We start from the raw sequence: 25,957 nt of genomic DNA, 5'->3' as shown, positions 1-25,957 counted from the left end.
TGGAGAGTAGGAAAATGACACAGAAACTGGGATGGATTGGGCTCGTCCTGTTGGCGCTTGCCGTCGCCTGCAGCCCGGGTGAAGTCGCTCCTGTAGCGACGATCGAGATCGAAGGCGAGGTGTTGTTGGACCCCGTAGAGTCAGGGCTGAGCCGTTCCATGCTGGGCATGGTCACCCATCCGGACGGAAGCATCTACGTCAACACTCAGACCCAGCAGAGGCTCTACAGGAGTGTCGATCAGGGCCGGAGTTGGACCATGCTGCCGGTGAATCTTTCCGGCGCACCACCCGGCCAGGTTCAGCACGGACTCTATGCCGGCCGTGACGGAAATCTCTGGCTGATGCACCAGTCCCCCGGCGGCAAGGATCTGTTCGTCTCGGTTTCGAGCGACTCCGGGATCACCTGGAAGACCACCGCCATCGATTTCGGGCCTTTCTCACCGGGCGGGTCCGAGGACCCGTACGCTTTCTGCTTCAACGACTACAACACCTTCTTCCAGGAGGCGGACGGGACCATCGTGCTGGGGGTGGGCCTGCGTTACCCGAACCATAGGGATTATCAGCAGGAGGACCGGTCACGGCCGGGATTTCACGAGACGCTGATCCGTTCCCGGGACGGCGGACAAACCTGGAGCGACCCCACCGAAGTGCACCAGCACGTGGCTGAAACCGGCTATGCCGTGGATCCAAACGACCCGATGCGGGTCCTGGCCATGACCCGCATCCAGCGGCCCTCGTTTCCGGGAGAAGACGTGGAGGCGATGTCGAAGCGAAGCGGAGCTCCTCCGGGGGCCGGGGCCATCTACAAGCAGGGAATCCTCCTGGAATCCAGCGACGGCGGACGGACCTTCCGGGAGGTGCCGGGAAGCCTGAACGAATACTACGGGCACCGCGGGACCATCCTCTGGACCCCGGGAAACGTGGTCGCGATCACCCACCAGGGAGGCGTCCCGGGCAAGAGCGCCCCTGACGGCACGGTGCTGGCGCGGGTCAGCCTGGACGGGGGACGGACCTGGGTGAACGATACGGAATCGGGGACCCCCTCCATGGCCGATTCCACCCGGTTCCTGCTGGTGCCCAATCCGCCGGGCCACTCCTTTACGGCCCCGACGGTGGAGTTGGAGCCGGACCACTTCCTGACCGTCTACAACACCCGGCATCCAGGGTGGGAGAGCCGGGCCGTGAAGGGTGTCTTCTGGCGTCTGGCGCGGTCGTCGGCAAACTGAACGGAGAGATCGGCAACGAGCCGGGGAAGGATTATGGATCCGTTTCGACCGGCTCCTGCACGACAAGCAGGCGTCCGGCCGCAACGTCCTTCAGGACCTGGGTGGCGCCGCTGGGCCAGCGGACCTCCAGGCGGTCCGCCCGGGTCGCATCACCCAGGCCGAAGGTCAGCCGCGGATCGCTCTCGGAGAGATAGCTGGAGCCGCTTCGGCGGTAGCGCCGTTGGGTTGTGGAACCCGATTTCACGGTGACCAGGGCGCCGATGCCGTCCCGGTTGGAGCTGCCGCCGACGAGCCGGATCTGGAGCCAGTGGTTTCGGTTTCCCCCCTGGTTGCGAAACAGGCGACCCGGACCTCCGTTCTCCGTCACGGCCAGATCCAGGTCCCCGTCGTTGTCATAGTCGATGGCTGCGGCGCCGCGGCCCGCATAAGCCTGCTCCAGAGCGGGGCCCGCCTCCCCGCCCATGGGCAGGAAGCGGCCGTCCCTCCGGTTGCGGAACAGGAGCGGCCGTTGCCGGTAGGTCAGCCGGGTCTGAACCGTCTCCACCAGGTCGTCGATGTGGCCGTTGACCGCCAACAGGTCTTGCCAACCGTCCAGATCGTAGTCCAGAAAGAGGAGTCCGAAGCCCAGGGTCAATAGGCTGGGTTGCCCGATGCCCGCCGGGACGGCCCGATCGATGAAGTTCAGGCCGCTGCCCCAGCGGTAGAATCCGATCCCCTCGTAGGAGAAGTTGGTGACGGCCACCGCTCCTCGGCCGTCGTTGTCGGTGTCGGCCACGTCGACTCCCATGCCGGCCCGGGCCAGGCCCGATTCGGAAAAGCCGAATCCGTTGCGAGTTCCCACCTCCTCGAAGCGGAAGCCGCCCCGGTTCAGGTAGATCTTGTCGGGCTGAGTGTCCTCGGCCACCACGAGATCCATCAGCCCGTTCCCGTCGAAATCCCACAGGGCCACTCCCAAGGCCTTGCCCGAGGGGTTGAACAGTCCCGCCTCCCTGGTGACGTCCCGGAAGCGCCCGCCGCCCAAGTTGCGAAAGAGGCGCGACGTGTCACCGGTGAAGATCTCGGGAGTGCAGTAGTGCTTGACCCCGGGGCCGTAACCGCACCATTGATCCTGGGAGGGGCTCCAACGCACGTAGTTGGTCACGAAGAGGTCGAGCTTGCCGTCATTGTCGGCGTCCAGCCAAGCCGCACTCGCCCCCCAGGAGGGGTCTCCGACGCCGGCATCAACGCTCACGTTGGAAAAGGTCCCGTCGCCGTTGTTCCGGTAGAGCCGGTTGAGGCCCAGAATCGTCACGTAGAGGTCCGGAAACCCGTCGTTGTCATAGTCTCCGGCCGCCGCCCCCATGCCGTAGGCCCGAACCTCCAGCCCGGCCTCCCGGGTCACGTCGTCAAACGTGCCGTCGCCCCGGTTGCGGTAGAGGACGGATCCAACCCCCTCGGGTCTCCCCCCTTCCAGGCGCCAACCGTTGACGAAGAAGAGGTCCATCCACCCGTCCTGATCGAAATCCAGGACCGCCACTCCCGAGCCGATGGTTTCGGGCAGGTACCGTTTTCCCGTCTCCCCCTTGTAATGCCGGAAGCGGATGCCCGCTGCTTCGGTCACGTCGGTGAACCGGACCGGAGCGGATTCGGCGTGGGCCAGGGCGGCGGCTGGCATCCGAAACCGCTCCCGGGTGAAGGCTTCGGCTCTCACGCGGGTTTCGGAGACGAGGCCGTCCCAGCCTCGCCGCAGCCATCCCAGGAGCCGACCCGCCAACTCGAATTTCTGTGGCCTGCCAAGTGCAGCGGATGGATCGGCGCCGCCCCGGTCCCGGACGAAGACGTCGACGTTCCCGTTGTCGTCCCGGGACACCAGATTGGAGGCGTAGGACTCGAAGGCGACGAAGCGGGCATCGGCGCTGATGGTGGGATCGCGGCTCGGACCGTTCGTTTCCCGGCCCTTTTCGGTCAGGCTGGTCCGGGTCGTCCGTCCCGTCAGCCGGTCGTGCACGAAGACGTCCAGCGTTCCGTTGGTGTCGCCGTCCACCAGGTTGGAGGCGAAGGAGTGGAAGGCGACCCATCGTCCGCCGGCGCTGAGGGCGGCGATTCCGCTGCCCCCGTTGGCTTGTCCTCCCCGGCTGTCGACGCTCACCCGGGTGGTCTCCCCCGTCTGGCGGTCGTGGACGAAGACGTCGATTTCCTGGTTGGTGTCGCCGTCCACCAGGTTGGATCCGTAGGAGCCGAAGCCCACGAAACGTCCGTCGGCGCTGAGACTCGGGGCCGAGCTGCCCCCGTTGGCTTGGCGTCCCCGGCTGTCGACGCTCACCCGGGTGGTCTTCCCTGTCCGGCGGTCATGGACGAAGACGTCCGACACCCGGTTTGTGTCTCCAGGCACCAAGTTGGTGGCCAGCGACTCGAAGGCGACGTATCGGCCGCTGCCGTCCAAGCTGGAGCCGGCACTGGAGCCGTTGCCCTGGCGTCCCCGGCTGTCGACGCTCACCCGGGTGGTCTCCCCCGTCTGGCGATCACGGACAAAGACGTCGGTGGATTCGTTGGTGTCGCCATCCACCAGGTTGGACGAGAGCGACTCGAAAGCTACGACACGGCCGTCGGAACTGAGGCAGGGCACCCCGCTGGCGCTATTGCCCTGGTCCCCTCCGCTGCCGAGGCTGGCTCGCGTGGTCCTGCCTGACTTGCGGTCCTGGACGAAGACGTCCAGCGCGCCGTTGGTGTCGCCGTCCACCAGGTTGGAAGCGAGCGACTCGAAGGCGACGATGCGGCCGCCGGCGCTGATCCTGGGAAACTGGCTCAGACTGTTGCCCTGGTTTCCCGCGTCGTCCACGCTGGCGCGGGTGGTCTCCCCCGTTTCACGGTCGTGAACGAAGACGTCCGACGCCCAGTTGGTATCTCCGTCCACCAGGTTGGAGGCGGTGGAGGTGTAGACGACGAAGCGTCCGGAGGCGCTGATCTGTGCGTACTGGCTGGGACCGTTTCCCCGGTTGGGTCCGTGGACGCTGACTCGGGTGGTGGTCTGGGCGGAAAGATGGGCAGCCGGCAGGATCAGCGGGAGGAGCAGCGTGAGATTGGCGAAAACGCCTGCCGTCGTGCGTGAGCGCCGAACCGGTTTCCTCACGATTCCGCCATCATCCGCCGCAGGGTAGAGTCCGGCTCGACTGAGACTTCAACTCGTTGATAAACCGTTTCCAGACCGGATAATCGGCGGTGTCCCAGATCGAAGCGATATGTGCGCGGGCGTCCTCCCAGGACCAGTCCCGATCTCGCATGGCATGGAGAGAATAAAAGGCGCTGACCCGGTAGTTCGCCGCGCAATGGATCAGGATCTTTTTGTCCCCGGCGTTCTTCATGACGCGTCTGAAGAGGCTGAAGTCCGCTTCCGTCGGGTTCCCGAAGTCTACCGGAATGTAATGGTATTCCAATCCCTGACCCTCGACAATTTCACGTTCGTCGGCGACCGCCACCTCCGATGAATCGGGCAACAGGTTGACCACCGCATCGAATCCCTCTGCCCCGAGACGGCGGAGGCGGTCTTCGGAGACCGATCCGGAGGTCGCGACCCGCTCACTGATTTTCCGATAGTTGACGGCGCCTTCTATGCTCATGGTTTCTCCTGATTCCGGATGTTGATAGGCTCGAATCAAAGCCATCCCGGCCGAGCTTGCGAAAAAAGATACGGAGCGCGACATGAAGGAGTGGAAGATTCTGAGAGTGGACCCGCTGCCGGTGGTGGGCCGGCCGAGTGCGGATCTGTCTCACCCGCATCGCTGGATCGAGGTGGTGATCGAAGATGCGGGGGCTCCGTTCCCGCCCGCCCTGAGACTGGAGACGACGGCGGGAGGCGCAACCCTGCGCTGTCCTGCCGAGCCTTTGCGGGAAGCCGGCAGGTTGTCGCTCCTGGCAGTGGTGAAGGACGTCGCCAGCACCGTTCGGGCCTCGATCCGGCTGCTTGCCGGGGACCGGATTCTGGCCGCGGCCGAGTTCGAGACCGGGCCGGTCCCCCACTTCGAATACCACCTGATGCCCTCCTCCCATCTCTGTTTCGGCTATTTTACCGGTCTGCCCGAACACTGGGAGGCGTTCCGCTCGTTGCGCGACGCCGTCCAGTTGATCTCGGAGGACGACGACTACACCTACAACGTGGAATTTCTCTACGGACTCAAGAACCTGTTGCACAAGCGGCCGCAGTTGCTGGAGAGCGTGCAACGTTTCATTCGGGAGGGTCGGCTGGACATCAGCCCCACCCTGGCGCCGAGTTACGCCGACTTCTATGAGGGGGAATCCTACATCCGGCAATTCGCCGAAAGCCAATGGTGGCTCCGCCGCCGACTGGGGGCGCAGGGCCGCGTCCTCTACTCCTGCGACAGTCCCGGGTTCGACCCGCAGATGCCGCAGATCCTGGACAAGTGCGGGATCTCCTTCTTCTGGCGCGGGCGCTACGGGGGGATCTATCCTCGACCCTCGGGAAGTCAGTTGCTCGACGTCGAAGGAGCGGACGGCACCCGCCATCCCAGCTTCGTTCCGCAGGAAGGGGTCCTGGCCGGGTACACCACGCCCACCATCTCCGCCCTCTGGCGGACCGACGAACTGATCGAGGGAAGTTTCGCCTCCCGGAGCAAGGTGGTCCGCCAGACGGCGGCCTCCATTCGCGCGGTGCTCGCGGCCTGGGACGCCCCCTACGTGGGTCACGCTGCGGCCCGGGACCAGGCCGAATCCAGGCGGGCCCTGATCAACCGGGTGGCGGCCTGGAACCGAAGCTTCGTCACTCCCCAGGCGCGGTTCAATACCCTGAGCCGGTTCTCGGACCGGGTCGCCGCCGACTCCCGGGTCCGGCGGGATCCCCACCAGGGCTACCTGCCCCACTTCGCGCTGAACGCCCATGGGATGTACCCCATCATGGAGCAGTCCCATCGAGCCGGCTACGCCCTGGCGGCCGCGGAGAAGGCCGCCGCCCTCGACTATTGCGTCACCGGCGCCCTCTATCCCCGGGACCTGCTGTCCGCCCTCTGGTCCGACCTGCTGTTCACCCAGCAGCACGAGCAGATCGGCTGGTCCGGCGACGAGACCATCCAGCACACCCGGGACATCTTGAGGCGGGTCCAGGGAGCGGCCGACGATGTGGCCGCTTCGGCCGCGCACCGGATCGCCTCCAAGATCGCCTTCCGGCGGGAGGACCCGGCCGTCGTGGTCTTCAACCTCCTGAATTGGGACCGCCGGGACGTGGTTGAGCTTCCGCTTCCCGGCTCCGTCGACACGGGACGGCTGGCAATCTCCGATTCCACTGGTTCCCCGGTCCCGCACGAGCTGGGGCAGGACGGCGCGCTGCGTTTCAGCGCCCGGGTCCCCGCCATGGGATACGAGACCTTCTATCTGACTGGGAACGGGAAACGGGAGGAGATCGACAGCCCCCTCAAAACGGGTCGGCGCTCCATCGAAAATGAGTTTTACCGCGTCCGTTTCGACCCGGCGACCGGCTTCTGCGAGAGCCTCTACGACAAGACCTCGGGAATCGAGCTGGTGGACGGGTCGGCTCTTTTCGGCGCCGGTGAGCTGCTCATCGAGGAGGACAGCGGCCGGAGCTGCATCGACTTCGATCCCGCAGGGCGGGAGTACCGCAGCCGCGATCATGGCCCGGCGGAAGTCCGGGTCACGGGAGGAGCCGTATCTGCGAGCATCGAGGTGCGCCGTCCTCTCCTGACACCGAAAGACGGATCCGCGTTTTTCGGAGGCTACTGGAGCCAGCGCTGCGTCCTCTACGCCGGTCTTCGGCGCGTGGACTTCTTCTTCCGTTGGCACTGGGACAACCGTCCGCTTCACGGGTTGCGTTGGTTCTTTCCTCTGAACCTGGAGAAACCCGAAATCGTTTTCGACACACTGTTTGCCACTCAGGAGCACGAGCGGCACCTGACCGACCGCCTGGGAGCCGACGAGGTCTGGCTGGCTGGCGAGAAGGCGAAGGCCGACCGGGACCCCCGCATGACGGGCCGTTTCCTCAGCGTCCGGGACCGCCGGCGCGATTTCTGCGTCACCGTCACTCCGCCCAAGAGCATGATGCGGTTCGACCGGGGCGTCCTCTGCGCCCAGCTCTCCAGCAATTGCAGCATCTACGCGCCCACCTTCAACTTCTTTCCGGGAGAACAGGAGGCTCGACTCTCGCTGACCTCCCACGCCGGGGACTGGAAGAGCGGACGGGACTGGCGGTTCGGCTGGGAGCATCTGGCAGGATGGAACCGGCTTCTGCCCATCGTTCCCGATTGCCGCTACGACATTCTTCCGGAGCAGGCGAGCCTGTTGGCCGTGGGGCCGGACAACGTGGTGCTCTCGGCGTTGAAGCTGTCGCAGGACGGAGAAGACCTGGTGGCCCGGGTCTTCGAAGCCGAGGGCCGCCCGGTGAACATGACCTGCGAGATCCTGGCCCCCTTCGTCACCTTCCGCCCCTATGAGTTGGCCCTGCACCACCGCGGAGGGGCGCCGCTGATCCCCCGCCAGTTCGATCCGTTGCCGGTGGTCGAAGCCTGGGAGAGCAATCTGCTGGAGGACAATTTGAAAAAGCTGGGCCGGGAAGCGCCGGCCCAAGGAGTACCCCTGGCCGCCGCTGAGATCAAGACCCTCAGGCTGGTCCTTCCCGAAGTTCTGCGGGGCGACGTCAGCGCGGATCTGGGAGAGCGAACCGTCTACCGGCTCGAGAAGGCCCCGCCCGAACCGGAAGGCAGCGGAGGCGAGCCGGAAGAACCCATCACCGGCACCTCGCAATACCTGGGGGTCGGATAAAACTTACGTCGGGGCGCCCCTCGTGGACGCCCTCTTCGGACCAAAACGAAGCAAGAAGCAAGAAGCAAGTGGGATTTCAAATTTGAGATTTGGTGCTTGTCGCGCAGCGGCTCTATTCGTCCTGATGTGCCTTGGAGTGGCTCCCGTTTTTGCGGAGGACCCCGCGCGGCTCCTCAGGGAGCAAAGCGTCCAGATTCTGCGGCAAGCGCTGGAGGAAGAGACGGAATGGGTTCGCATTCGGGCCGCTGAAGCCCTGCTCTGGAACAACTCCAGCGAAGGCGTCAGGGAAGCCTTCTCCCACGAGACGGCCGAGCCCGGCTCGAGTCACGAGATCGGCGTCTGGCAGATCCTGGCTCAGGCGACGTTCCGGAAAAGCCAACATGAGCTGGAGCGGCAGCAGTATGTGGATCGGATCCTCGAGGCCTTCCTGTCAAGCGAGGGCGAACGGGGCAGCCGGGCCGCAGAAGCCTTGGCCAAGCTGGGTTATGCCGACCGGCCAGCCGAGTTGCTGAGGCTGGCTGACGAAGGCGATGGGGTCCGGCAAGTGGACGCCCTCTGGGTGCTGGCCGGATCCGGAACGGTCGACGACCAAACCGGGTTGGCCTCCCGTCTGGAATCCGGCGACGCGTCCGTCCGCGCTCGCGCCGCCTATGCGCTCCGCCGCCTGGAAAGCGCCGGTCCCGAGGTCCGTGCCGCTCTGGAGCGGGCTCTCTCCGGGGAGGACGTGGATTCAAGCGTCCGGGTCTACCTGCTGAGCGCGCTCTACGTGCACGGGTCCGGTACTCCTGTTTCGAAGTCCGAACTCCAGTCCTACGTCCGGAACGGGACCCGGGAACAACGGTTGGAAGCCATCGAGGCCTTGGCCCACGCCGGAGGCAAGGACCAGATTCCGCTCTTGGAGCCGCTACTGGTCCACCAGGGAATCGATTCGGAAATCCGTGCCGCCGCCGCCAATGCCCTGCTACGGATCGAGCGGAGGGACTTCCGGGGCCTGGGATGGCTGGACTGGTTCGTGGTCGTCGCCTACGGCGCCTTCATGCTCGGCGTGGGCTGGCACTACTCGCGCCGCCAGACCGACACCGAGGAGTATTTCCTGGGCAGCCGCAGCCTCGGTTCGTTCGTGATCGGGATTTCGCTGTACGCCACCCTGCTGAGCACGATTTCGTATCTGGCGGTTCCCGGGGAGCTGGTCAAGCACGGGCCGGGCATCCTGGTCTGGGGAACGTTGGGGATACCGCTGATCGTCGTCTGTTGCGGTTTCTTTCTCATCCCCGTTTTCATGAAGCTGCCCATCACCAGCGCCTACGAGCTTCTGGAGGGCCGTCTGGGAATCGGGGTCCGGCTGACGGCGGCGGTGATCTTCATCCTGACGCGCCTGGTCTGGATGGCTCTGCTCATCTATCTGGCGGCCAAGGCCGTGGTGGTCATGGTGGGCTGGCCCGAGTCGATGACGCCGACGGTGGTGATGGTGGCCGGGGCGGTCGCGGTGCTCTACACCGCCCTCGGGGGTCTGCGGGCCGTCGTGATCACCGACGTCATTCAGTTCCTCATCCTCTTCGCCGGAGGTCTGATCACGATTGCGATGGTGACCATGGACATCGGTCTCGGTGGTTGGGTGCCGACTTCATGGGCGCCGCACTGGGACCAAATTCCTGTCTTCGACTGGAATCCGGCAATACGAGTGACGGTGATCGGTTCGATTCTCTCCGGGGCGGTGTGGACCATCTTCACCTACGGTTCCGATCAGGTGGCCATTCAGCGTTACCTGGCGACGCGGGACGCCAAGGCCGCCCGGCGCGCCCTGTACATCAACGTCGGCGCCGGCTTCGCCGTCTCCGTGCTGCTCGCCGGGCTGGGCTTCTCGGTCCTGGGCTTCTTCCAGACCCACCCCCACGCCATCGCCGACGGCAAGGACCTGCTGGCGGACGCCGATTTCCTGTTTCCCCACTTCATCGCCAACTATCTGCCGCACGGATTGGCCGGCCTGGTCATCGCGGCCATGTTCGCCGCCGCCATGTCGAGCCTCGACTCGGGCATCAATTCCATCGTGACCGTGTTCCACGTCGACTTCCTGGGCCGTTTCCGCCGCCGGAAACTGCGGAAGGAACACAGCGTCAAGCTGGCCCGGGCGCTGGTGCTGGGCATCGGCATCGCCGTGGTCCTTCTCAGTGCGCCGGTGGGTAACGTCCCCGGCAACATCACCGAAGTGACCAACAAGACCAACGGGCTGTTCGTCGCTCCCCTGTTCGGGCTCTTCTTCATGTGCCTGTTCGTGCCGTTCTCGACTCCGTTCGGAGCGATCGTGGGGGCCGTCTACGGTTTTTCCTTCGCCATCCTGTGGGCTTTCTGGGACATTTTGACCGGTGGCCCCAGTCTCAGCTTCCAATGGATCTATCTGTTCCCCTTCATCGTCCACGTCGTGGTGGGTTCGGCGGCGAGCCTGCTGCCCACGCGGGGCCGATCCTGGCGTTACCTCCTTCTCTGCAGCCTCGCCGCCGGGGCTCCCATTGCCATCGTCTTCCTGCTGCTGAGCTCGTGACCCTGCGCCCCTACTCGGAGTTCAGCTCGATGCTCACCCGGTCCAGGATCGGGTAGCTGTCTCCATTGCCGGACTCGAAGACGGCCTGGTACTGCAGGACGCGGTCGCCGCTCTCCAGGGGGAATCGGTCCCCGTTCACTTGACGCCAGGGTTTTTGCTCCAGTCCGGACGGTTCGGCTCCCGAACGGACGCGGAACCTCAGCCGGCTGTGGGCGGGCGTTTCCGCCTTGGCCTCCAGCCGGCCGCCGCTACGCTCACCGTCCCAGAGAAACAGGGAGGAATCGTAGGTCTGGCGCCAGCTCCGATCGTAGATGTGCCCGACGTCGGTGAGGTAGATGGTGTGTCCCCCCAGGGTGGGAAGCCCCACCGTCCTGGGGGCGGCAAAGCGATTTCCATCGTTGTAGAACACCTTCGAGTCGACGCGGTGGTCCCCGTGGCGGGTATGGCAGACGACCGCCAGGTCGAGAAGCCCGTCCTGATCGAAATCTCCCGCCATGGCGTCGCTGGCGCTGTCGCAGACGAGCCGGGTCTTGTTCTCGGCGCGCAGGCCGTCCCGGCTTCCCCAGAACAGGTATGAGGGCATGGACTCCCGGACGCCGGTTCCGTGATAGGAGGGCGCGAACAGGTCCAGGAAGCCGTCCCGGTCGAAGTCGGCCACCAACGGGCCCAGTTGTCCCATGCCGGGCAGCCACTGGGCGTTCCAGGGAGTGAAGCCCTCGACCGATCCCCAGAAGATGAAGAGTCCGACATCGGAGATCCGGGTGGTGGGATCGGCGTAGCCGCCCACGATCAAATCCAGGTGTCCGTCGGCGTTGAGGTCGGCCGTTTCCTGGTTGGCCGCCCAGGGGACGTATCCTATGGATTCCAGTTCGCGGCTCGGTCCCTCCGGGCCGCCCCAGAGGATCCCCACCGCTCCGCTCGGCGCGCTCCCGGACAGGTCCAACCAGCCGTCCCGGTTGAAGTCGGCCACGGTCAGCACCGAGGGCACGACCAGGCGCCGGCTCCGGTGGAATCCAGTCTCCGATCCGTAGTAGAGGGTGGTTTGGGCCGGATCGAAACCGTTCAGGATCAGGTCCAGGTAGCCGTCGCGGTTCAAGTCGGCGACGTTGCCGGAAGAGAGATGATTCTCCGAGAGGATGGTTCGGTGTCCGTCCAGGTCGAACCCCCGGGATGTCCCCCAGAGAATGTGGGCTCCCACGTCGGGGTCCGCCCGTCCGCTGTGTCCGGAGTTCATGGCCACCAGATCGGTGATGCCGTCGGCGTTCAGGTCGGCGCCGACGGCGCCGTAGCCGCCGCTGAAGGGGATCACCCAGCGGCGGTCCGGGTGGAAGCCCCCCTTGCCGCCCCAGTAGACGTAGAGGGGAACCCTCTCGTTGAGAGTGCCGCCCTGGCTGTTGCAGACGACGACCCGGGCCGGCAGGTCTTCTTCCGCCGGGACCACCAGCACGTCCGCGGCTCCGGAGGAGGGGATGCCGCGCCTTGCCCGCCGGAAGGAGCGGTCGCCGTTTCCGAAAAAGACGGCGGACTCCGCGGCAAAGTTTGACGTTCCCTGGTAGACGGCCGCCGCCAGATCGGACCTTCCGTCGCCGTCCAGATCGCCGATGGCCGAGGCCGAAGGGTGATCCACCTCCAGGTGGAGCGAGTGCGCAGGATCGAACTTTCCCGCCTCTCCCCAGAGGATCCGGATCCCTCCCGGACTGTCGGCGGCGCCCCGTTCTCCTCCCGAAGCATGCCGGATACCGAACTCCGTCAACGCCAGGTCGGCGTGTCCATCGCCGTCCAGATCGCCGACCGAGATGTGGGAAGCCGGCGCCGCTTGCCTCCGTGCCGGCTGGTTCCATTTTCGATGGGCGCCGGCGGTGACGGTGTAGAGGGTCCCGTCGAAAGTTCCCGCCACCAGGTCGGTGCGCCCGTCTCCGTCGATGTCCCCGGCCGCCACGCAGCCGGCCGCAGGGCCGGAGAGAGGAATGCGAGTGGCGTTCAAGATCACGGGCACGGCGGACGGCTCGGAAGACGCCCAGAAGATCCGGATCTCGCTTTCGGCGGTCAGCACCGCGATGTCCCGTGCTCCGTCGGCGTCGAAATCGGCCGCCTTCATGTCGACCGAAATGGGGAGTTCCTGGATTTGACGCCGGGCCAGGTAAAAACCCAGTCGACCGCCCCAGAACACCTTCATCACCATGCTCTTGACCGGTGTCCCGTCCGGCTGCCTCCGGGGCGCCTGGGCCAGGACCACGATGTCGGGCCAATGGTCGCGGTTCAGGTCGGCGACGGCCACCGCCCGGGGGTTCCAGGCCGGCAGGACCCCACTGATCCGGTTGGAAGTCCAGCCCTCCGCACCGCCCCACGCGATGGAAATGAACCTGCGGGGGTGTTGAATCCCGTCGGGGTTGGGACAGAAGACCAGGTCGGTGATGCCGTCCCGGTTCAGGTCTCCCGCGGCCGCCCGGAGACTCCCCAACACCGCCAGCGAAGAATGGGTGAGTGTCCGGGCGGAGTCGAAGCCGGCCCAGGTGGCATCGACGTAGGTGATGCTGTCATGCGTATTGTTGAAGATCAGGTCCAGGTGGCCGTCCTGATTCAGATCGAAGCGGTGGATGGTGCGGACGGTCCCGTTCCGAGACACGTAGATGTTCTGGCCGGAGGCGTCCAGGCGGCCGTCGGCAAAGTCCTCGTAGCTGTCTTCGTACCAACTCTGGGCCGCCAGTGACGGGAAGCCGGCCCCCAACCAGAGGGCCAGGAGTAGGGGGACAAAGGGTGTTCCGCGACTTGGATTCAGCATTGCCAATCTCCTCTCCCCCGTCGGACGCCGGTCCACCCGGAAGATATCGGCTCCGCGTCCGGGGGAGCACCAACTATTCCGCCGGGATGCGACCGTGGAGAATAGGCCGCCGGACTCCCGACGCGGCATCGGAGAGTAGAGGACTGGAGGACAGGAAGGTCCCCCCTCCCAACTACTCCGGCAGCGGCAACTTGCTCATCATCCCTCCGTCCACGTTGATGGCGATTCCCGTGACGTAGGCGGACAGAGGGGAGGCCAGAAACAGGGCCACGTTGGCGATGTCTTCCGGCAAACCTACCCGTCCCAAGGGCAGGGAGGCCTCCAGCCTTTCCATGTAGGCGTCCCGGTCGGCGGTGCTGGTGAAGGACCGGTCCAGCATGGGGGTCTGAATGCATCCGGGACAGATGGTGTTGACGCGGATGTTGTACTGGCCCAGGTCGCGGGACATGTCCCGCGTCATGGCCAGGATGCCTCCCTTGGCGGCGGCGTAGGGTGCGATCTGTCCGGTGGTGGCCAGGGCCTGCACCGAGGCGGTGTTGACGATGCTGCCGCCCCCGTTCCGGATCATGGAAGGAATCACCCGCCGGCTGCAGAAGAACACGCTCTTCAGGTTGACGGCGATCTGCCGGTCGAACTCCTGGTCCGTAAATTCCAGGAATTCCTGGTAGTGCTCGATGCCGGCGACGTTCACCAGGACGTCGACGGCGCCGAACTTGTCCAGGATCCTCTCGAATGCGGCGTCGGTGCTGCTCTCCTCGCCGACGTCGGCCTGCAGCTCCAGCGCTTCTCCACCGCTCTGCCGGATCTCGCGGGCCGTCTCCCGGGCCGTGCCGAAATTGATGTCGATAGCCGCCACACTGGCCCCGTGTTCGCCGAATTTCAACGCCACCCCCCGGCCGATGCCGGCGGCGGCGCCGGTGACGACTGCCGCCTTGCCTCTCATGTTCACTTGATCCGTCCTCCCAACTCCGGAAATCTGGTTTCCCAAGCGCTCAATGGTGAAAAATGCGAGCTAAATAGTGATTCAAAAATCGATATTGCAATCCTGGATGACACATGATACCTTTCGATCACTGCTCGGGTCCGTATCCCAGGGGGCTCGAAACTCATTTTTTCCTGGACGAAATAGACCAGGAACCATTTTGGTAGGAGTTAGCCCATTCAGGCGACCCCCAGTCAACCCGGCTGCATGCAGCTTTTTGTCTCCTGCCACGACCGAGTGCATTCCCAGGCGCTCTCTTCAATCCGTTTTCTTCTGAAATAAGGAGAGGTCATGAACAACAGACGATTTTTCCGGGTTCTGCTGATCCCGGCGCTTATCCCCCTCCTGCTGACACCAGCACAGGCGCAGACCACGGCCGCCACCGTGCTGGGAACCGTCACCGACACCGGGGGGGCGGTAGTCCCAGGGGTAACGGTGACCTTGACCAACCAGGACACTGGGTTCATCCGCGAGACCATCAGCGACGATCGCGGGGACTTCGAGTTCGCCGTGGTGCAGGCGCCGAACATCTACACCCTCAGCGCGGAGCTGCCCGGTTTCAGGAAGTATGTCAACGTTGACAACTATCTGGCCACTCGGGTCACCCAGCGGTTCGACGTCAAACTGGAAGTGGGTGAGGTGGCCGAGCAGGTGACCGTGCGGAGCGCGGCGCCGGTGATCAACACCGACACGCCCCAATGGAGTGAGACCCGGACCGACCGGCTCATCAACGCGGGACCGCGTGGGACCATGGTCATGAGTCGCTTCGGCCACGGCACCCGGCCCCTGAGCCTGGCCTTCATCAACGCCGACGTGGCCGACAGCTACAAGAGCAACGGCTCGCGAACCACCATGACCCAGACTTCGGTGGACGGGACTCCCATGAACGGCGAGCAGGTGGGGCCTCCCTTCTCGGCCATCGCCGAAGAGAAGACGGTTGCCTTGAACGCCGCCGCCGAATTCCGGGCTCCGCTGACCGTCGACGCCGTCACCAAGCGCGGTGAGAACCGGCCCCATGGGATGTTCACGCTGAACATGCGCCACCCTCGGCTGCAAGCCCGCTGGCCCGGCCCTCCCGGCGCGGTGCGGAATCCCAACGCAGTGTGGGCATTTCGCTACAATTTCACCGGGGGCGGTCCCATCTACATCCCGAAAATCTACGATGGACGGGACAAGAGCTGGCTCTTCATTTCATTCGAGCAGAATCCGCCCACCAACATCACCTTCGGGCAGGGAACCTGGCTCAACACCCCCACCCAGGCCATGCGGAGGGGCGACCTTTCCGCGTATCTGGCCAAGGTCCGGCCCCAATTGGGGGAATTGAAGGATCCCCTCACCGGGGAGACCTTCGCCGGGAACATCATTCCCCGCTCCCGTTGGAACCCGGTTGCCATCAACATGATCGACAAGTGGCTCCTGGAGCCCACCGGATCCAACCTCGGCGACCCCGACATCCCGGAGCAGAATTTGCAGTATACCGGAAGCCAGCAGGGGGCCAACAAGCAGTGGATCTATCGCTTCGACCAGAGCATCCTCAACCGGAACACCTTCGGGATCATGCACACCCAGAGAGATAACTGGGAGACTTGCCATTGCGGGGGTTCCACCTTTTTCGGCCAGCGCCATCCCGCCACCGGACAGGACTGGTTCGGCAGTCTCAATGACGTCATCAACGTCTTCGATACTCATATCTTCACTCCCGGTCTCATCAACGAGTTCCGCTTCGGCTTGTTCCGCCGGGACAACTACAACCGGACCGAGCACTCCGCTGCCCTCTTCATCGACTCGCTGGGGATCGACCTGGGCGATGACGCCGCCACCCGCAAGGCGTTCAACACTCTCCCCTACATCAGGGTCGACAACCTCCACACCATCGGTACCCGCGCCGCCGCCACCAACGAGACGGTGAGCAACTACTACAGCATCCGCAACAACCTCAGCTATCGCACCGGAATCCACAGTTGGAAGCTGGGCTATGACCACGCCATCCGGCGCATTTCCGACCTCCGGGCCCTCAGGTCGGTGGCAGGTGACTGGAATCACACGGGTTTCTTTACCGGCGATCCCTTCGCCGACTTCCTGCTGGGACTTCCCACCCAGACCGGGCGCCACACCCCACGGCCGGCCGTGGAGGGGCGCTACAGCGAGTTCGGGTTGTTCGTTCAGGACGACGTTCAGGTCAGCTCCAGGTTGAAGCTGAACATCGGGGTCCGCTACGACCGGATCTCCCCGCGCACGGACGCCAACGGAGCTTGGTACAACTTCAACATGGCCACCGGCGCCCTGGTGGTGCCGGAAGCCGGACGGGGTCTGATCGCCCCGGCCTTCCATCCCGCCATCCCCATCGAGACGGCCAGCGAGGCCCGCTTCCCCAACCACCTGGTCAATTCCTTGACCAAGTGGTCGCCGCGTCTGGGCTTCGCCTACCGGCTCGACGACAAGACCGTCCTGCGGGTCGGTTACGGCATGTTCATGCACGACGCCGGGAGCACCAACAACTACTTCGCGACGCTGCTCACGGGCGGGCCTTTCGCTCTGGACGAGACCTTTCGGAATACCATCACCGACGGCGTCCCCCTGGTCACCACCGACCGGCCCTTTCCCCGGGCGACCGTCGGGGGCTCGGCTCCGGCCACCTTCAACATCCAGGGCGTGAACCCCAAGATCAAGGAGCCCTACCTGCAGCAGTGGAACGTGACCTTGGAGCGGCAGTTGGGACGCGAAACCTCCTTCCGCTTCTCCTACGTCGGCTCCTCGGCTACGAGCCTCTGGTACTCCAGGGACATCAACATTCCTACGGCGAGTCTGACTCCCTTTACCGAAGAGCGGCTCAACTACCCCCACAACCCGGGTTTTGACGACATCATCTACCTGGACAGCGGCGGCCACATGAGCCATAGCCAGTTCCAGTGGCAGTTCACTCGCCGAATGTCCCGGACTCCTATCGGCGGGCTCATGTTCGACGGAATATTCCAGTGGATCAAAGAGATCGAGGATGTGGACGACACTACGGCGTTCGCGTCCGCCTACGGGCGGGGCATAGCGCCGCGCCTCGGAGGCTATGCCGGGATCGAGGATCCCTACGACCGGAACCGGGATCGGGCCGACGCCTATCTGAACCCGGCCTCAATCCGCATCAACTTCATCTGGGAGCTCCCGTGGGGTCCGGATCAGCCTTACCTGTCGCACCTGAGGAAAGGCTCGATCCTGAGCGCCCTGTTGGGTGGCTGGGAATTCGCGGGCATCTTCGATGCCGCTACTGGACGTCCTTACCACCAGTACTACAGCGGATTCGATCCCACCAACACCGGCCGCTTCAGCGGCCGGGCCAGCATGTCCAAGGCTGGCTGCGACCCGCAGGTCCGCCCCCACAGCTATACGCGGCCGACGACCGTCAACATCAACTGCTTCAAGGTCCCGGATCCGGGCACCTACGGTACGACTCCGCGCGACGCCGTGAGCCGGCTGCCGGGCTGGGCCTTTGACGCGACGTTGTACAAATTCTTCCCCATCCGGATGCTCCATGAAGACATTAGAGCCCGGCTCTCCATGACCATGGTCAACCCATTCCACCACGTGGTGGCGTCGAGAGACCGCGGCCTCTACGTCACGAGTCCGGCTCGCTTCGGAATCCCTTCACGGGGCGGAGGCCTGCTGCGGTTCGGGTCGGCTCCCCGTAACGTCCACTTCCAGTTCCAAATCGTCTGGTAGGTCGGGGTCCCAAGCCGACAAAGGTTGATTTGACAGGGGGGAGGGAAGCAGTTCCCTTCCCCCCTTTTTTTGTTACGAGGTGCAGGCCATGAACAGAACGAGTCACTGCCTGTCGTCTTTATTGGGAGCATTCTTCCTGCTGGTCTCGGGCCCAGCCGATGCCCAAGTCCACCGTGGAACGCTGCAGGGTCAGATCAAGGACCATGAGGGCAAGCCTCTTAAGGACGTCGCGGTCAGGATCGATGGACTCAACGGCAAGCAAACGTACCAGCTCAAGACCGACAAGGGAGGACGATATTTTCACATCGCCGTCGACCCCTATCTGTCCTATCGAATCGTGGCCATCAAGGAAGGCTACTGGACTGAGGAGTCGGTGGGTGTCCGAGCCTCACGGTCACAAAGCGGCGGCGTCAACAACTTCACCATGAGACCCGGCCACTCCACTGACGCCGAGATGACCCGAGCGGAGAGAGACAAGCTGGTCCGAGAGCTGCGCCAGGCGGAGGAAATGAAACGGACAGTGAAGGTCATTGACGAGAGCCACAAGGTGGCCATGCGATTCATCGACGAAGGTCGATACGCGGAGGCGGCGGAGGCGTTCCGCAGGGTGGTGGAGATGCAACCGACTCTGGCGCCCACTTGGGCCAACCTGGGACACGTCTACAACAAGCTGAAAAAGCCCTCGGATGCAGTGGCCGCCTACCGGAAGGCCATCGAGCTCGATCCCGAGAACGCCTCCTTCTACCAGGACCTGGGACACGTCTACTCGGACATGGGGGAGGCCGAGAAGGCCACGGAGATGTACCAGAAGGGTGCGAAGTTGACCGGGGATCAGGACCCCAAGGAAACGGCGAAATCCCAATACTTCATCGCCGTGAACCACCTCAACTCGGGGAGAGAAGCGCAAGCCATGGAGGCTTTGCGAGAAACCCTCGCCGCCGACCCCCAACACGCAGATGCACACTACTACGTCGGCGTTCTGCTACTTCAGGAAGATAGGCTGGCCCAAGCCCTGGAACATCTGGAAAAACACCTGGAACTCGCCCCCCAGAGTTCTACCGCCGATGATGCCCGGGCGCTCCTGGACGCGCTGAGACAAATGCCGAAGACTGAATAGTAGGAGCGGCGTCTGGAGCGGCGACATTCTTGTCGCCCGGACCGGCGGCTTTCCAGCCGCCGATCGCCAAATCAACAGACCAAAGAAACGGCACCGGGCGAAGACGATGGACCGCCCAAAAATTCGTTCCTCCAATCCTGGTCAGCGTTTCAACACCTGAGCTTGGCCGGCGTCGACGGCCGGCTTCAGAATAGTAAACTTTTCCTCGCGGCTGGTGCTGTTTCCTCCGATCCGGTCTGCGATCTGCGCACTGAGTGTGTACTTCCCCGGTTGCAGCCGGTCCAGGGGAAACCGTTGCAGCAACATGGTGCGGCGATTGGAGGAGAAGTAGACCGACTTGCCCAGGGAGTCGTGGATCTCGAAGACGATCTGACCGTCTTTAAGGATGAAGTAGTCCGCCTTGATGGAGGGTTTGCTGGAGGCTGAGTCCAGTTCCAATCCATAGATTTCCAGGTAAACCCATAGCGGATTCTCGCCGTCGAAACTCCTTGAGACACTGGGGCGGATCACCAGGTCTCCCATGACGAACATCTCGTATTGCTCCGGGACGTAACCCAACTGTCTCACGTGATCCGACAGCAGCAGGGTACTGGCTCCCAGACCTTCATCCCGGGGTCGAAAAGGATTGATCGCCAGGGTCTTGCTGCCCACCTTTCCACTCTCCAGGTCCTGCAGAAAGAGTTCCAGCTTGCAGCGCTGCCCCCTGTCCAGGGCAAGGACCACCTGGTGCAGGGAGAGGTCGTTCAGCCCTCCCGCCAACTCGTCCGTGGCCACGTGGACGGCGATCTCCTGGTCGATCTCGGCCACATGCTGGTTGGTCATGTTGGTCACCACCCCGTACAGGTCCAGCGTGGCCGTAGCCGTGTCCGCACCGCCCGGTTTGAAGTTGAGCTCCTTCTTGGGCACTTCCAGCGTCAGCAGCACCAGAACTTCCTCGCCATTCAGCTCCAACTGGTCGTTCCTGAGCCGAAAGGGAAGCGGCTCATACGAGACACGGGTCCTCACGAACTTTTTCAGGTCGTCGTACTTGCCCTTGGTCTGTCCCATGGTGGCGGTAGTGACGCGGAGCCGGTCGAAATACTTCTGCACCTGGAGCCAGTCGCCGGCGCCGCTCGTGTCCATCATGGGGTAACCGTGCCTGAGCCAGCGCTCGGACCTGTCGGTCCATCCTTGTACCTCGGCCCACTTCATGCCCCCGAATCCCTTGTCGTCCATCAGGTCCTTTTCGTCGGGGTGGTAGGCGAGCTTGTAGTCTCCCGTCATGGACTGGTCGACAAACTCGATGATGATGTTCGATCCGATGCCCTCCAGGTTCCGGTAGCGCCAGCGCTCAAAGGGAAAGACGATGGTGGTGCCGAGTCCTTCTTCCAGAGTCCTGTCGTAGCGGCCGCCGGCAGGAAAGCTCTCGATTTCGGCCGGCGGACCGTGCATGATGTAGATTCGGCCCCGATCCGTATTCCGGCCCGCGAGGCCGCTGGAGAAGTGATCGTCGGCATAGGCGATCCGGCGGTAGTGCTCCTCCTTGAACTCGTTGATCATGGTGCGCGGGTCGGGATCCCGGCGACGCCAGAATTGTTCGATGAAGTTCTCCTTCTCCTCGGGACTGGTCAGCTTCTCGAAGACCGCCCGCTCATCATGGGCGATGATGTGGACGACCGTGTCATTCAACCACTTGTTGTAGTAGTCGACGGCCTCTTCGCTGGAGGCGTCCTTTTCCTTGGGGCCGGCCCAGACGACTGCGAGGGTCAGTGTCAGGACGAGGAGCAACGAGGTCGCTGATCTCGATTTGGAATAGGAGAAGATCATCCTGGTTTCAAGCAGTTTAGGCCCGAACCGGAGGCAAGGTCAAGCCGGGAATGGGAGTAACGGAGTGGTGGTCTTCACCCCACAGACTCGCAGTCAGGCCAAACTTGCCAAGTGCATGATCCGGTCCGAAAGGTATGGGTGATCCCGCACTTTGTGGTGGAATCGCGCATCGGCGGTGATCACAGGGTATTGTTCCTGAACCGCAAGCGCGAGATAGAAGCAGTCGTAGACCGGATGGTCGAGATCGACCGCAAGCCGGGCTGCCGCGGCGGCAAGCTGGCGCATCGAGAAGGGTACCGCGACCGGAACCGCTCTCAACGCATCGATAGCATCGGCAAGATCGGCGCTGTCGATATCGCCGCGGCGGCGCATGGCCCAAAGCGCGTTGGAAACTTCGGCAAACAGGAGTTCCGGAGCGATCAGTGTGGCTTTGGCTTCCAGCAGGCTCGATGCCTCGTCGGACCATTTTTCCTCCACGAACCATTTCACAACGATGCTCGCATCGACGACATAGCCCTTCATTCCGAAGTGTCCCGATCCCGGTCGGCCCTGATGACCTCGGTGCTGTCGACGGAGGATCGAAGACGTTGTCGTAGGTTCTTGGCGCGGGAGGCGAAGTTCTCATCTCTTTCGAGCAGCGCCCGACGCAAAATCTCCCTGTGTTCGGCTTCAGCGGATCGGCCATGGGCCGCAGCCCTCCGCTTAAGAGCACGAACCACTTGCTGGGTGACGTTCCGAACAGTTAGTTGTGCCATGGGAAGTGCCTGCATAGAAGTGCCTTCATTGCTTTCAATTCTAGCTTCTTTCAAGGTTGCGTGACAAGCATCTGAGTCGCCTCACATCGGAAATCTACCCGAAACAGGCGTTCAGCCGGAGGCAAAAGGTCGTTTTGGCATTCTATCGGGCCTGCAACTCAGCGGACGAGATTGCCATCTCCATTCAAAATGGGGAAACTCAAGCGGATGATTCTCCGATCCGCCGCGAGCCTATTCTGCGGCGCAGTAGCCTTCGGTTTCGCCTGCGGTGTCGAACCGGCGCCCCAACGGCATCCGGACACCGTTCTATTGGCCATCGACGACCACCTGCTCCCCTTCCGGCGCAACCTCTGCTACTACCTGTCCCGGCCGCAGGTCCGAAAGGATCCGGTGCTGGTCCCCAGTGGCGACGACCCCGTCGCGGCCGACCAGTTGGCGGCCCATTTCTACGGGACGGTGATGGTGGACGAGGGCAGATTTCGCATGTGGTACTACCCGGTCCGTTTGGGCGCCCGGCCTTCCGGATTGGAATTGGGTCCCGCTGCCTACGCCGAGAGCGAGGACGGCATTCGTTGGATCAAGCCGTCGCTGAAGCAGGTCTCCATCAAGGGGAACCTGGAAAACAACGCCATCCGTTTGCCCGACGACAGGGTCATGGGGGTCACGGTCATCAAGGACGAGGAGGAGACCGACCCCGAACGACGCTACAAGATGGTCTACAATCCCGTCGCTACGCGGGATCGGTGGGCCGAACCGAAGTTGAACGGGTTGGCCCGATCCACCCTCCGAACCGCCACCAGTCGCGACGGATTGACCTGGACTGCGAGACCCGACCTGCCGCTCGACGTCTTCGTCGAGCTCTCCTCCTTCTTCAAGCACAACGGGCTCTATCTGGCCCACGGCCAGGGGAAACTGTTTGGTGAGGGGGGAGAGCTGCACGAACGCCGGGGTTACGCCTGGGTGTCCACCGACTTCGAAAACTGGCTGGCGGGCCAGGCCGAGACCTTCGGATTACCGGAGCCCCGGACCCTGGGTCCGAGAGGAGCCGCCGGGGAGTACGACCAGGTCCACCTGGGTGTCGGCGGGGCCAGCTACGGCTCGGTGGCGGTGGGTCTTTACGGCATCTGGCGCCAGGGCGGCGCGGGAGTCGGCGGGACCACCTGCGACCTGGGACTGGTGGTGAGCAATGACGGGATCCATTTTCGCGAGCCGGTGAAGAAGCATGTCTACATCTCGCGGCACGATTCTCCGGTCACGCCGGTGGCCGGGAAGGAATACCCCACGATCCTGTGCCAGGCCAACGGCATTTTGAACGTGGACGACGAGACCTGGATCTACCATGGCCGCTGGCGGAACGCGCCGGTGGGCCCCGAATATTATGGCGAGGTCGCCCTTGCCACCTTGCCTCGCGATCGATGGGGCGCCGTGGGGTTGATTCGGGGCGTCTCGGAGGGCTGGGTCTGGTCGGCGCCCTTCCGCCTGCCGGAGGGGGAGGCCCAGGTCTTTCTGAACGCCGATTTCGCATCGCAAATGCGGGTCGAGGTGTCCGGCGTCGATTTCAATCTGCTCCCCGGCTACTCCGATGCCAATGCCGGCACGGTCTCCTGTACCGGAAGCGCGGGGTGGCTACAGAAGCGGAGCGGAGGGCTCGACTGTTCCGTGGTCTGGCCCGGCGGTCAGCTTTCCGACCTTGCGGGCCGGCAGGTGCGGCTTCGCATCCGGCTCACCTCGGCTGAAGGCGACCCCAGGCTCTACGCGGTGTATGTTCGCGGTGAATGAAGAACCGGTCCTCTCTCGTATCCGGGAAACGGTCCGCTAAGGGAGTTTGAGAATGTCGAAGGTCCTCTGCGCGGGCGCCGCCCGAAGAATCATCAACCCTCCCCTGGGAACGAAGCGGCCGGGGATCCGGCTGTTCGCCGAACCGCTCCAGGCCGTCGAATCGGATCTGTCGGCGACCGCCGTTGTGCTTTCCAATCAGGCCAGCAAGGTGGTCATCGTCGGCATCGACATCTGCGTCATCTTTCTGCCTGTCGCGCTCGAGATCCGGCGGCGCATCGGCGAGGCGGTGGGAACGCCGGCGTCCCATGTCCTGATCAATTTCAACCACACCCACAGCGGTCCGGCCCTGCCCGATTTCCTGCCCGACTCGCCCGGGCAGATGAGGCTTCAACGCGCCTACCAGGATCGGCTCATCGAATGGCTGGTGCAGACGTGCGTGGAGGCGGACCAGTCTTCGCAACCGGCCCGGATCGGGGCGGGATGGGGTGAAGCCCATATCGGTATCTACAGGAGGGAGACGGGTCCCGACGGCCGCGACGTGCTGGGAGAAGATCCCAGCGTTCCCATCGATTCGGCCGTCGGCGTCCTCAGAATCGACGATCTGGAGGGCCGGCCCATCGCCACCTGCTTCAGCTACGGCTGCCACACCGTGACCATGGGACCCCGCTCCTCGCTGGTCTCCTCCGACTTTCCCGGTCCGGCCCGCGATCTGGTGGAAGACACTTTAGGCGGGCTTTCAGTCTTCCTGCAGGCCTGCGGCGGAAACGTCAATCCGGTCCATGGGATTGGTTACGAGGTGGATTGCCGGGACACCAAGAACCGGACCGGCCTGATTCTGGGCGCCGAAGTGGTCAAGGTGGCCGCCGACATCCGCACCGACGTCCGGCGCGGGAAAGAGCGCCGGCCCATGGGGGTCATTCCCAACATCCTGTTCTGGCCGTGGGAGCCGGTCGACGGCGATACCTGCACCTATTTGGGCGCCGTCGACGAGATCATCCAATTGGAGTTCGGGGAACTGCCGCCGTTGGAGGAAGCGGAGGCCATCCGTGACGAGTGGCGACAGAAGTTGGACCAAGCCCGGGCCGGCGACGCCAGAAACTGGGAGATCAGCGTCGCGATGCGCTTTACCGACTGGGCCGAAAAACTGGTCGAAGCCGTGCACGCCGGGAACCCGCCGTTGGATACGCTCATCCAGGCGATTCGGATCAACGACATCGTCCTGGCCAGCGCCAGCGTCGAGGCCTTCTTTCAGACCGGACAGGACGTCAAGGCGCGATCGCCCTTCGAGCATACCCAGTTCCTGGGGTTCTCCAACGGCCTCGTCGCCTATCTGCCCCGTGCCGAAGACTATCCTCAAGGAGGCTGGAGTGTTCACGAACGGTACGCCGTACCGGACCTGCTGGTGCAGAGCCATTCCATGCCGGTGGCATTGCGCCCGGACGCAGAACAGACCGTCGTCGAGCGGGTGTCCAACCTGATCCGGCGGCTTGTCTGATCGGCGACGGAGGAATACAGGAATGAAGGGAACGCTAACCGGCAAGGTCGTGTTGATCACAGGTGCCGCGGGCGGGATCGGGACGGCCATCGCCCGGGCTGTCACCAATGAGTCCGCCAAGGTCGTGCTCTGCGACATCAACACCGAGGGAGTCCGGCGACTGGCGGATTGTTTGACCCGGGAAGGGAAGTCGGCCGCCGCCTACACTCTTGACATTTCCCGGCCATCGGAGATCTCGACTGTCGTCGAGAAGATCGTGACGGAGCACGAGCGCATCGACGTGCTGGTGAACAACGCCGCCATCTGCCCGCGAATCCCTCTGGAGGAGGTGACCGAGGCGGACTTCGATCGCATCGTGGGGATCAACCTCAAGGGGACCTTCTTCGTGTCGCAGGCGGTGTCGCCGGTGATGGTCCGGCAGGGCTCGGGAAGGATCGTGAACATCAGCTCCGTCGGCGCCCGGACCGGAGGCGTGGCTGCCTCGTCGGTCTATGCGGCCACCAAGGCGGGGATCATCGCCATCACCAAGTCGTACGCCCGGACACTGGCTCCCAATGTCACCGTGAATGCCATCGCGCCTGGAGTTGTCGATACGGACATGATGCGGATTCCGTCGGAGCAGGTGGCGGCGATCGTCGACCAGATTCCCCTGGGACGGCTGGGCGACCCGGAGGAGATCGCTTCCGTCGTCGTCTTCCTGGCCTCGGAGGAAGCCTCCTATTTCACCGGAGCCACCCTCGACGTCAACGGCGGCTGGTTCATGTATTAGGGGAACGACGCCTTGGAGCGGCGACTTGGAGCGGCGGTTTCCAACCGCCGACAGGGGGGGTAGGGGGGACGGTAGTCCCCCCTTTACACTTTCCGGCAAGAAGACCAAGCGACAAGATAGTTGCCTGTCCCAGTGGGCGACAGGAAAGTCGCCGCAGAGGGGGACTAACAGTCCCCTCCTCCTAGTGTGATGTCCCGCAAATACGTGTAGCAAGGCGCTCCACTTTGTCGATGA

General features: G+C 63.8%; 15 protein-coding genes. 8 read left to right on the top strand and 7 right to left on the bottom strand.

Annotation, left to right across the window (positions count from 1 at the left end):
* Window positions 1-14 precede the first annotated feature (14 nt).
* Complete coding sequence (locus OXT71_10965; protein MDE2926906.1) at window positions 15-1,226, top strand: sialidase family protein; 1,212 nt, start codon at window positions 15-17, stop codon at window positions 1,224-1,226.
* A 31-nt stretch (window positions 1,227-1,257) separates the two neighbouring features.
* Here OXT71_10965 and OXT71_10960 read toward each other — a convergent pair whose 3' ends face one another.
* Window positions 1,258-4,335 (bottom strand): FG-GAP-like repeat-containing protein, encoded by a 3,078-nt coding sequence (locus OXT71_10960; protein ID MDE2926905.1) that lies wholly within the window; start codon window positions 4,333-4,335, stop codon window positions 1,258-1,260.
* A 10-nt stretch (window positions 4,336-4,345) separates the two neighbouring features.
* Window positions 4,346-4,822, bottom strand: a complete 477-nt coding sequence (locus OXT71_10955; GenBank protein ID MDE2926904.1) for a protein tyrosine phosphatase family protein — start codon at window positions 4,820-4,822, stop codon at window positions 4,346-4,348.
* Between the two features lie 82 nt (window positions 4,823-4,904).
* On the opposite strand from OXT71_10955, the gene OXT71_10950 reads away from it, so the two are divergent.
* Together OXT71_10950 and OXT71_10945 are read left to right on the top strand one after the other, a co-directional pair.
* The gene (locus tag OXT71_10950; GenBank protein ID MDE2926903.1) at window positions 4,905-7,988 is read left to right on the top strand and encodes a hypothetical protein; all 3,084 of its coding nucleotides are present in this window, start codon (window positions 4,905-4,907) and stop codon (window positions 7,986-7,988) included.
* Between the two features lie 136 nt (window positions 7,989-8,124).
* Window positions 8,125-10,527, top strand: a complete 2,403-nt coding sequence (locus tag OXT71_10945; GenBank protein ID MDE2926902.1) for a sodium/solute symporter — start codon at window positions 8,125-8,127, stop codon at window positions 10,525-10,527.
* 10 nt (window positions 10,528-10,537) lie between these two features.
* On the opposite strand, the gene OXT71_10940 is transcribed toward OXT71_10945, so the two are convergent.
* Both OXT71_10940 and OXT71_10935 read right to left on the bottom strand, forming a co-directional pair.
* Complete coding sequence (locus tag OXT71_10940; GenBank protein ID MDE2926901.1) at window positions 10,538-13,309, bottom strand: VCBS repeat-containing protein; 2,772 nt, start codon at window positions 13,307-13,309, stop codon at window positions 10,538-10,540.
* A gap of 172 nt (window positions 13,310-13,481) precedes the next feature.
* Window positions 13,482-14,252, bottom strand: coding sequence for an SDR family NAD(P)-dependent oxidoreductase (locus tag OXT71_10935; protein ID MDE2926900.1), 771 nt, complete (start codon window positions 14,250-14,252; stop codon window positions 13,482-13,484).
* A gap of 330 nt (window positions 14,253-14,582) precedes the next feature.
* On the opposite strand from OXT71_10935, the gene OXT71_10930 reads away from it, so the two are divergent.
* Together OXT71_10930 and OXT71_10925 are read left to right on the top strand one after the other, a co-directional pair.
* The gene (locus OXT71_10930; GenBank protein ID MDE2926899.1) at window positions 14,583-18,002 is read left to right on the top strand and encodes a TonB-dependent receptor; all 3,420 of its coding nucleotides are present in this window, start codon (window positions 14,583-14,585) and stop codon (window positions 18,000-18,002) included.
* 88 nt (window positions 18,003-18,090) lie between these two features.
* Entirely contained in the window at window positions 18,091-19,119 is a 1,029-nt protein-coding gene (locus tag OXT71_10925; protein ID MDE2926898.1) for a tetratricopeptide repeat protein, read from the top strand.
* Between the two features lie 141 nt (window positions 19,120-19,260).
* On the opposite strand, the gene OXT71_10920 is transcribed toward OXT71_10925, so the two are convergent.
* The 3 genes from OXT71_10920 to OXT71_10910 form a co-directional block, all read right to left on the bottom strand.
* Window positions 19,261-20,925: a GWxTD domain-containing protein gene (locus OXT71_10920; GenBank protein MDE2926897.1), complete on the bottom strand. Its 1,665-nt coding sequence runs from the start codon at window positions 20,923-20,925 to the stop codon at window positions 19,261-19,263.
* A gap of 93 nt (window positions 20,926-21,018) precedes the next feature.
* Window positions 21,019-21,447 carry a type II toxin-antitoxin system VapC family toxin gene (locus tag OXT71_10915; GenBank protein ID MDE2926896.1) on the bottom strand — a complete coding sequence of 143 codons (429 nt, stop codon included), beginning with the start codon at window positions 21,445-21,447 and terminating at the stop codon, window positions 21,019-21,021.
* Window positions 21,444-21,680, bottom strand: a complete 237-nt coding sequence (locus OXT71_10910; GenBank protein MDE2926895.1) for a hypothetical protein — start codon at window positions 21,678-21,680, stop codon at window positions 21,444-21,446. Before OXT71_10910 ends, OXT71_10915 begins: the two co-directional genes overlap by 4 nt.
* Window positions 21,681-21,887: 207 nt before the next feature.
* Between OXT71_10910 and OXT71_10905 the strand changes: the two genes are divergently transcribed.
* From OXT71_10905 to OXT71_10895, 3 genes are read left to right on the top strand one after another with little or no spacing between them, the layout of a single operon-like run.
* A complete protein-coding gene (locus tag OXT71_10905; GenBank protein MDE2926894.1) occupies window positions 21,888-23,459 on the top strand; it encodes a hypothetical protein in 1,572 nt (523 codons plus the stop codon).
* Window positions 23,460-23,511: 52 nt separating this feature from the next.
* A complete protein-coding gene (locus OXT71_10900) occupies window positions 23,512-24,954 on the top strand; it encodes a hypothetical protein (protein ID MDE2926893.1) in 1,443 nt (480 codons plus the stop codon).
* Window positions 24,955-24,976: 22 nt separating this feature from the next.
* Complete coding sequence (locus tag OXT71_10895; GenBank protein MDE2926892.1) at window positions 24,977-25,723, top strand: SDR family NAD(P)-dependent oxidoreductase; 747 nt, start codon at window positions 24,977-24,979, stop codon at window positions 25,721-25,723.
* The last annotated feature ends 234 nt before the right edge of the window (window positions 25,724-25,957 follow it).

Source organism: Acidobacteriota bacterium (assembly GCA_028874215.1).
Lineage (GTDB): Bacteria > Acidobacteriota > UBA6911 > RPQK01 > JAJDTT01 > JAJDTT01.
The sequence above is the reverse complement of the archived record's forward strand: the minus strand, read 5'-3'. Positions and strand labels throughout refer to the sequence as shown.